Origin of the sequence: Actinomadura fibrosa (assembly GCF_900659615.1) — a bacterium.
Classification (GTDB): domain Bacteria; phylum Actinomycetota; class Actinomycetes; order Streptosporangiales; family Streptosporangiaceae; genus Spirillospora; species Spirillospora fibrosa.
Genome location: NZ_CAACUY010000112.1, coordinates 21,578 through 29,647, shown reverse-complemented (window position 1 = coordinate 29,647; position 8,070 = coordinate 21,578). Strand labels below are relative to the sequence as shown.

At 74.2% G+C, this 8,070-nt stretch carries 7 protein-coding genes; 6 read left to right on the top strand and 1 reads right to left on the bottom strand.

Going from position 1 to position 8,070, the window contains the following annotated elements:
• The 3 genes from E1300_RS29540 to E1300_RS29530 all read left to right on the top strand — a co-directional run.
• On the top strand, positions 1-363 hold a 363-nt coding region (locus E1300_RS29540; protein ID WP_306440680.1), incomplete at its 5' end, for an acyl-CoA carboxylase biotin carboxyl carrier protein subunit.
• Between the two features lie 2 nt (positions 364-365).
• Positions 366-1,295: a hydroxymethylglutaryl-CoA lyase gene (locus E1300_RS29535; RefSeq protein WP_131760370.1), complete on the top strand. Its 930-nt coding sequence runs from the start codon at positions 366-368 to the stop codon at positions 1,293-1,295.
• A 3-nt stretch (positions 1,296-1,298) separates the two neighbouring features.
• Positions 1,299-2,450, top strand: a complete 1,152-nt coding sequence (locus E1300_RS29530) for an acyl-CoA dehydrogenase family protein (protein WP_131760369.1) — start codon at positions 1,299-1,301, stop codon at positions 2,448-2,450.
• Positions 2,451-2,474: 24 nt separating this feature from the next.
• Here E1300_RS29530 and E1300_RS29525 read toward each other — a convergent pair whose 3' ends face one another.
• A complete protein-coding gene (locus E1300_RS29525) occupies positions 2,475-3,302 on the bottom strand; it encodes an SDR family NAD(P)-dependent oxidoreductase (RefSeq protein ID WP_131760368.1) in 828 nt (275 codons plus the stop codon).
• A gap of 124 nt (positions 3,303-3,426) precedes the next feature.
• On the opposite strand from E1300_RS29525, the gene E1300_RS29520 reads away from it, so the two are divergent.
• The 3 genes from E1300_RS29520 to E1300_RS29510 all read left to right on the top strand — a co-directional run bounded on the left by E1300_RS29520 (position 3,427) and on the right by E1300_RS29510 (position 7,897).
• Positions 3,427-4,260: a helix-turn-helix transcriptional regulator gene (locus tag E1300_RS29520; RefSeq protein WP_207400027.1), complete on the top strand. Its 834-nt coding sequence runs from the start codon at positions 3,427-3,429 to the stop codon at positions 4,258-4,260.
• A gap of 106 nt (positions 4,261-4,366) precedes the next feature.
• Positions 4,367-5,821, top strand: a complete 1,455-nt coding sequence (locus tag E1300_RS29515; RefSeq protein ID WP_131760366.1) for an FAD-dependent monooxygenase — start codon at positions 4,367-4,369, stop codon at positions 5,819-5,821.
• A 396-nt stretch (positions 5,822-6,217) separates the two neighbouring features.
• Positions 6,218-7,897 (top strand): hypothetical protein, encoded by a 1,680-nt coding sequence (locus tag E1300_RS29510; RefSeq protein ID WP_131760365.1) that lies wholly within the window; start codon positions 6,218-6,220, stop codon positions 7,895-7,897.
• Positions 7,898-8,070 lie beyond the last annotated feature (173 nt).

The window sequence follows — 8,070 nt, the reverse complement described above, 5'->3', positions numbered from 1 at the left end:
CGCGACGGCCGCACGCTGTGGCTCGGCCGCGACGGGCACGCGTGGGCGCTGGCCGAGCACGTCCGCGCGGAGGGCGGCGGCGCGTCCGCCGCGTCCGGGGACGGGGTGCTGCGCAGCCCGATGCCCGGGACCGTCCTCGCCGTCAAGGCCGCGGAGGGCGAGCGCGTCGAGGCGGGGCAGCCGCTCGTCGTGGTGGAGGCGATGAAGATGGAGCACACGGTCACCGCCCCGCTCGCCGGGACCGTGGCGAAGCTGCCGGTCCGCGCGGGCGTCCAGGTGGCGCTGGACGCGGTGCTGGCCGTGATCGAGCCGCCGGTGAGCGAGCCGTCGGTGAGCGAGCCGTCGGTGAGCGAGGAGGCGTGACGATGCGGGTTCCCCTGTCCGGGCTCCCCGACCGGGTGACGATCTACGAGGTCGGCCCGCGGGACGGCCTGCAGAACGAGAAGGCCGTCGTCCCCGTGGACGTCAAGGCCGAGTTCGTGACCCGGCTCGCCGCCGCGGGCCTGCGGACGATCGAGACGACGAGCTTCGTGCACCCGAAGTGGGTGCCGCAGCTCGCCGACGCCGAGGAGCTGCTCGGCGCGCTGTCCCGCGAGCCCGGGATCCGGTACCCGGTCCTCGTCCCGAACGAGCGGGGCCTCGACCGGGCGCTCGCCCACGGCGTCACCGAGATCGCGATCTTCGGCAGCGCCACCGAGTCGTTCGCCCGCCGCAACCTCAACCGCACCGTGGACGAGTCCCTCGCCATGTTCGCGCCGGTCGTGGAGCGGGCCCGCGCCGAGGGCATCTGGGTGCGCGGGTACGTGTCGATGGCGTGCGGCGACCCGTGGGAGGGCGACGTCCCGATCGAGCAGGTCGTGTCCGTCGCGGCCCGCATGATGGCGCTCGGCGTCTCCCAGCTCAGCCTCGGCGACACCATCGGCGTCGGCACGCCCGGCCAGGTCACCGCGCTCATCGAGGGGCTGGACGCGGCGGGCGTCACCGCCGACAGGCTCGCCGTGCACTTCCACGACACCTACGGCCAGGCCCTCGCCAACACCCTCGCCGCGCTCCGCGCCGGCGTCACCGTCGTCGACGCGTCCACGGGCGGCATCGGCGGCTGCCCGTACGCGGAGAGCGCCACCGGCAACCTCGCCACCGAGGACCTCGTCTGGATGCTCGACGGCCTCGGCGTCGAGACCGGCGTCGACCTCGACGCGCTCGTCGCGACCAGCCGCTGGATGGCCGAGCGCCTGGGCCGCCCGAGCCCGTCCCGCGTCGTCCAGGCCCTCTCACCGGAACCGGAATCGGAGTAACTGATGATCGACTTCACGCTGAGCGACGAGCAGGAGGAGCTGCGGCGCACCGTCGAGCGGTTCGCCCGGGAGAGCGTCGCGCCGGTCATCGGCGACCTGTACGAGCGGGGCGAGTTCCCGTACGAGATCGTCGCCGCGATGGGCAAGATGGGGCTGTTCGGCCTGCCGTTCCCCGAGGAGCACGGCGGGATGGGCGGCGACTACTTCGCGCTGTGCCTCGCCCTGGAGGAGCTGGCCCGCGTCGACTCGTCCGTGGCCATCACGCTGGAGGCCGGCGTCTCGCTCGGCGCGATGCCGATCTACCGCTTCGGGACGGACGAGCAGAAGGCGACCTGGCTGCCGCGGCTCACGTCCGGCGAGCGGCTCGCCGCGTTCGGGCTGACCGAGCCGGGCGGCGGCTCGGACGTGCCGGGCGGCATGCGCACCACCGCCCGGCTCGACGGCGACTCCTGGGTGATCAACGGGTCGAAGGCGTTCATCACGAACTCCGGCACCGACATCACCGCGTTCGTCACCGTCACCGCGTTCACCGGCGACGGCGAGATCTCCACCATCATCGTCCCGAACGGCACGCCCGGCTTCACCGTCGGCCGGAAGTACTCCAAGGTCGGCTGGTCGGCGTCCGACACCCGCGAGCTGTCGTTCGACGACGTCCGCGTGCCCGCCGGGAACCTCGTCGGCGAGCGCGGCCGCGGCTACGCGCAGTTCCTGCGGATCCTGGACGAGGGCCGCATCGCCATCGCCGCGCTGTCGGTCGGGCTCGCGCAGGGCTGCGTGGACGAGTGCCTGCGCTACGTCCGCGAGCGCGAGGCGTTCGGCCGGGAGATCGGCCGCTACCAGGCGATGCAGTTCAAGGTCGCCGACATGGAGGTCCGCGCGCACACGGCCCGCCTCGCCTACTACGCGGCGGCGGCGAAGATGCTCGCCGGGAAGCCGTTCAAGAAGGAGGCGTCGATCGCCAAGCTCGTCGCGTCCGACGCCGCGATGGACAACGCCCGCGACGCCACGCAGGTCTTCGGCGGCTACGGCTTCATGAACGAGTACGCCGTGGGCCGCTTCTACCGCGACGCGAAGATCCTGGAGGTCGGCGAGGGCACGTCGGAGGTGCAGCGCATGCTCATCGCCCGCGCCCTCGGCCTCCCCGCCTCCTCCTGACACCGGCGTGCCGGCGGCGGTCGCCTAGCGCCGTCCGTGCTGGGCGGCCGCCTCCATGAAGCGGCGCTCGTCGGCGTAGGACGCGACGTGCGCCGACAGCCCCCCGTCCACGGGGACGGCGCAGCCGGTGATGAAGCCCGCCAGGTCGGACGCCAGGAACGCCACCAGCTCGCCGACGTCCTCCGGCTCGCCGAGGCGGCCCGTCAGATGGTGCGCGGCCATCATCTCCCGCGCCTGCGGCGGCATGTTCGCCTTCAGGCCCTCGGTGAGGACGACGCCGGGCGCCACCGCCACGCAGCGGACGCCGCGCCGGCCGTACTGTGTCGCGATGTTCCTGGTCAGTCCCAGGATCGCGGCCTTGGAGGTGCCGTAGGCGGGCCGCGCGAGCTCGCTCAGGAATCCGGTGACGGACGCCGTGTTGACGATGACGCCGCCGCCGCGGGCGAGCATCTCCGGGATCGCGTACTTGGCGCCGAGCATGTAGCCGCGGACGTTGACCCGCATGACCTTGTCCCACACGTCGGGATCGAGGTCGGTGACGGCTCCGTCGGCTCCCATCACCGCGGGATCGCCGAGCATGGCGTTGCTGTGCAGGACGTCCAGGCCGCCGAACTCGCCGACGGCCGCCGCGACCATCGCGGCGACCTGGTCCGGCTCGGCCACGTCCGCGGTCACGGGGACGGCCCGCCCGCCCGCGGCCGTGATCGCGTCCGCGACCTTCGCGGCGCCCGGCCCGTCGATGTCCGCCACGGCGACCGCGGCGCCCTCGCGGGCCAGGATCCGCGCGGTCGCCGCGCCGATCCCCGAGGCGCCTCCGGTGACGATCGCGACCTTGTCTTCCAGCAGGGGCATCTCCGCTTCCTCTCATCGGGTGCGAGCCACCCTCGTACGGACGGCGCCGGGGCACGAGAGACCCGTCGATGCAGGGACCGGCGGTCCCTGGATCACCGCGGCCCGGATCGGCCATGCTGGACGGGTGCACCGGACGGAACTGGCCGACTTCCTGCGCCGCCGGCGCGCCGGGGTCACGCCCGCCGACGCCGGCCTGCGCCTGGACCCGGACGCGCGGCGCCGCCGCCGCACCCCCGGGCTGCGCCGCGAGGAGGTGGCGTGGCTGGCCGGGATGTCCGTGGACTACTACAGCCGCCTCGAACAGGCCCGCGGGCCGCACCCGTCCCGGCAGACGCTGTCCGGCATCGCGCGGGCGCTGCGGCTGTCCGGCGACGAGCGCGCGCACCTGTTCCACCTGGCGGGCGAGATGCCCGGCGCCCCGGAGCCGTCCGGCGACGTGCCCGCCGCCCTCCGGCACCTGCTGGACGGCCTGGACGCCACGCCCGCCCTGGTCATGGACGCCAAGTACGACGTCCTCGCCTGGAACGGCCCCGCCGCCGCGCTGATCGCCGACTTCGCGGCCGTCCCGCGCCGGGACCGCAACCTCGTCCGGCGCTTCTTCACCGGCGCCGAACCGGCCTGGGTCTACGAGTCCGAGGGCATGCACGGGTTCGCCCGCGCGTGCGTCGCCGACCTGCGCGCGGCGGCCGCCCGGCTCCCCCGCGACCCGGGGATCGCCGCGCTCGTCGCGGACCTGCGGGAACGCAGCCCCGAGTTCCGGACGGTCTGGCACGACCACCGGGTCGGCGTCCACCGGAGCATGAGCAAGCGGCTCCGGCACCCCGTCGCCGGCGACATCGAGGTCGAGTGCAGCGTCCTGCACGTCCCGGGCCGGGACCAGCGCGTCGTCCTGTACACGGCGACGCCCGGCACGCCGTCCCACAAGGCCCTGCGCCTGCTGGCCCGCTCCTCCGCCTGACCGGACGCCGCCTCGCGTGACCGGTCGACCGCCGGATGCAAGGACCGGCCCCGTCCCTTGACGATGACATCCGGAGACAGGCGGCTCGGCGTGACGGAGGACGGCGATGGGCTCGGACGTACTGATCGTGGGAGCGGGTCCGACCGGGTTGCTCCTGGCCGGGGACCTGGCGGCGGCCGGGGTGGCGACCACGGTACTGGAGCGCCGGACGACCGACTCGAACCTCGCGCGGGCGTTCGTCGTCCAGGCGCGGACGCTGGAGCTGCTCGACGCGCGCGGGATCGCCGACGAGCTGATCGCCACGGGCACCGCCGTCCCGGCCCTGCCCGCGCTCGCGGACTACACGATCGATCTCGGGGGTCTCCCGAGCCGCTTCAACTACCTGCTGGCCACACCCCAGTACCGGACGGAGGCGGTGCTCCAGGACCGGGCCGTGGCGAACGGAGCGGAGATCGTCCGCGGTGCGGCGGTCACCGCGCTCCGGCAGGACTCCGGCGGCGTCGAGGTGGAGGCGCGCGGCGAGGACGGCGGCACGCGGTCATGGCGGGCGAGCTATGCGGTCGGCGCGGACGGCGCCCACAGCGCCGTCCGCGCCGAGCTCGGGCTGCCGTTCCCCACGCGGTCCACGGTGCTGTCGATGATCCTGGCCGACGTGCGGCTGAGCGACGCGCCCCGGGAGATCTTCCGCCTCAAGGGCGTGCCCGACGCCTTCTGCTTCCTCGCGGCGTTCGGGGACGGCTGGCACCGCGCGGTCGTCTGCGATCCGCGCGTCCAGCCGCCGCTGGACGCGCCGGTGGGCCTGGACGAGGTCCGCGCCCTCACCGAGCGGGTCTACGGCACCGACTTCGGCATGTCCGAGGCGCGCTGGATCTCCCGGTTCCACAGCCACGAGCGGCAGGTCCCGCGCTACCGCGTCGGCCGGGCGTTCCTCGCCGGGGACGCCGCGCACGTCCACTCGCCCGCGGGCGGGCAGGGGATGAACCTCGGCATGCAGGACGCCGCGAACCTGAGCTGGAAGCTCGCCGCGGCCGTCCGGGGCCGCGCCCCGCGCGGGCTGCTCGACAGCTACGAGAACGAGCGGCATCCGGTCGGGCGCCTCGTGGGCCGCAACAGCGGGATCCTCACGCGCCTGACGGTGGAGCTGCGCTCTCCCATCCTGCGCGCCCTGCGGAACGTCGCGGCCCACGCCGCGACGACGGCGCGGCCGATCAACCGCCGGCTCGCGGGGTTGATGTCCGGCGTGGACCTCCGCTACCCGGCTCCACCGGACGCCCATCCGCTGACCGGCAGGCGCGCCCCGGACCTGCCGCTCGCCGCGCGTCCGGGCGGGCCGGCGCGGCTCTACGAGGCACTGCGCGCGGGCCGGTTCGTCCTCGTCACCGGCGAACCCGTGCCGGAGCCGATCGAGGGCGTGGACGTCGTCGCGCCCGCGCGGCTCATGGGGACGACGCTCCTCGTCCGTCCGGACGGGTACATCGGCTGGGCCACCGGCGACTTCGACCTCGACGGCCTCCGCGAGGCGCTGCGGCTCTGGTACGCCCCGCCGGATTCCCGATCATAAAACGGCGCTCGATCCAGTGGCACACGGAATGGCACGGCACAGTCCGGAAATGGCCTCGGCCGGAAACGGACGACATCCGGATGTTTCGCATTCGTCCGAGACGAATCCGCCGAACGCCGCACTCGGCCAGAAGGCGCGGATCATTCCTCCGAGGCCGTCGTTGCGCTGGTGCGCGACGTCCCGCACCACGGGACGGACCGGCTGACCGGGGGCGGCGTCCGATCCCGGCCACGGCCGCCCCGATCCTGACCCGCAGGCGTGAATGCCATTGTCAAAGCAGGGATACGGCACCGGAAACAAGTGCGGTGCCGAAAATGGGCCACTGTCCGAGCGAAGCGGACAAAGCTAGAGTTTCATCTCCCGCCTTGAAATGCACGGGGGTATGAAATGCGGACCTTGTCCCGACTGCTGGCCATATCGACGGCGCCCGGACGTGCCGCGCCCACGGCGGCGGCGAGCCCGACCGACCTCGGACCGGACGGGACCGCCGCCCTCGTGATGCGGCCGCACGACCACGCCTTCGCGGAACCCGGCGTCCCGGCCCTGCGCGAGCGGATCCTGACCGGCAAGGGCCTCGCCGACCTGGCGGCGCCGTTCGCCGGGGCCGCCGCGGAGAACGGCGCCGTCACCGTGGCCGCCGACTGGCTCGGGCTGCGGCAGGTCTACGGGGTGCAGGGCGACGGCTGGGCCGCCGTCGGCACGTCCGCGCGGGAGCTCGCGCGGCTGGCCGGGCGGGGCCTCGACCGCGAGGCGCTGGGCGCCTTCCGGCTCGTCGGCCACTTCCTCGACGAGGACACCGCGTTCGAGGGCGTGAAGAAGCTGCGCAGCGGCTCCCGGTGGCGGCTCCTCGACGGGCGGCTCGTCGAGGACGAGATGCAGCCGGGCGGCTTCCAGGGCGGGGACGCGCCGCCGGTCGAGGAGGCCGTCCGGACCCTGGCCGAGCTGATCCGCACCGGCATGGAGCAGTGCCTCGACCGGTACCCCGACGCCGTCCTGCAACTGTCGGGCGGGCTCGACACCCGCCTGCTGCTCGCCGCGATCCCGCCCGCGCGCCGGATCGGGCTCGGGACCATGACGCTGGCCGCCCGCGACAGCGGCGACGAGGCGACCGCCGCGATGCTCGCCCGGCGCTGCCGGATGCGGCGGGAGGTCATCGACCTGTCGCGGCTGCGGCGCCTCGACCCGTCCGAGGCGCACCGCCTCCTCCTCACGACGGCCCGGCGCCGCGAGCAGATCCTGAGCCCCCTGCACCTCGGCATGCTCGAATGGGTCGAGGGGCAGACCACGGACGCGCCGCGCATCAGCGGCCTCGGCGGCGAGCTGTCCCGCGGCATGTACTACGCGATGCAGCGGCAGCGCCCGGACGTGACGCCCCGGCTGGTCGAGCGGCTGGCGAAATGGCGGATCTTCAGCCTGGACCCGGTCGACCCCGGCTGCCTGAACCCGTCCTTCGCCGAGGAGTCCGGCGCCGCGACCATGCGGCGCATCCAGGGCATCTTCGCCGGCTTCGGCGGCGACTGGCTGTCCGCCACCGACGCCTACTACTTCCGGCAGCGCTACCACCGCGCGGTCGGCGCGGTCATCACCGCCTCCTGCACCGAGCACACCGTGCTCAACCCGCTGCTGCACCCGCGGTTCGTGGCCATCGCCGAGGGCCTGCCGCCCGCGGCCAAGCGGGGATCGCGGTTCAACGCGCGGCTGCTCGCGGCGCTCGACCCCGAGCTCGCGGCCCTGCCCATGGACACCGGCGTCCGGCCGGACGCGCTGACGGCGCCCCGGCCCGTCCGGCTCGCCCGCACCGCCCGCGACCAGGGCGTCAAGATCGTCCACAAGACGCGGCAGCGGATCTCCGGACGGGGCGACTCGTGGTCGGCCAGCGCCGCCCTCACCCGCTCCCTGGTCGCGCACTGGCGGGCCGAGCCCGACCTGCTGGCACCGGTCGCCGCGACGGGACTGCTCAGCGAGGCGTGGCTGGAGCGCATGCTGTCCGGCGCGCACACGCCCGCACCCGCCACCGCCGGTTTCGTCGCCCTCCTCGAAGGAGCCCTAGACGACGACTTCGAGCCGACCCCCTGAGCCGTTCGGACGCCCTGAGCCGTCCGGAATGCCCTGAGCCATCCGGAATGCCTCGACCCCTCGGCGCGCACTGAGCCCTCGGAACGCCAAGTGCCCTCAGCAGCGGCTCGGCGAACCTTCTGGAGCGCTCCACCTTCTTCTCACCTCAGCGATGAGTTCCGGACGTCCCACCG

Coding starts and splice junctions, on each gene's coding strand:
- E1300_RS29535 (WP_131760370.1), top strand. CDS start 366: ATGCGGGTTCCCCTGTCCGGGCTCCCCGACCGGGTGACGATCTACGAG.
- E1300_RS29525 (WP_131760368.1), bottom strand. CDS start 3,302: ATGCCCCTGCTGGAAGACAAGGTCGCGATCGTCACCGGAGGCGCCTCG.
- E1300_RS29530 (WP_131760369.1), top strand. CDS start 1,299: ATGATCGACTTCACGCTGAGCGACGAGCAGGAGGAGCTGCGGCGCACC.
- E1300_RS29515 (WP_131760366.1), top strand. CDS start 4,367: ATGGGCTCGGACGTACTGATCGTGGGAGCGGGTCCGACCGGGTTGCTC.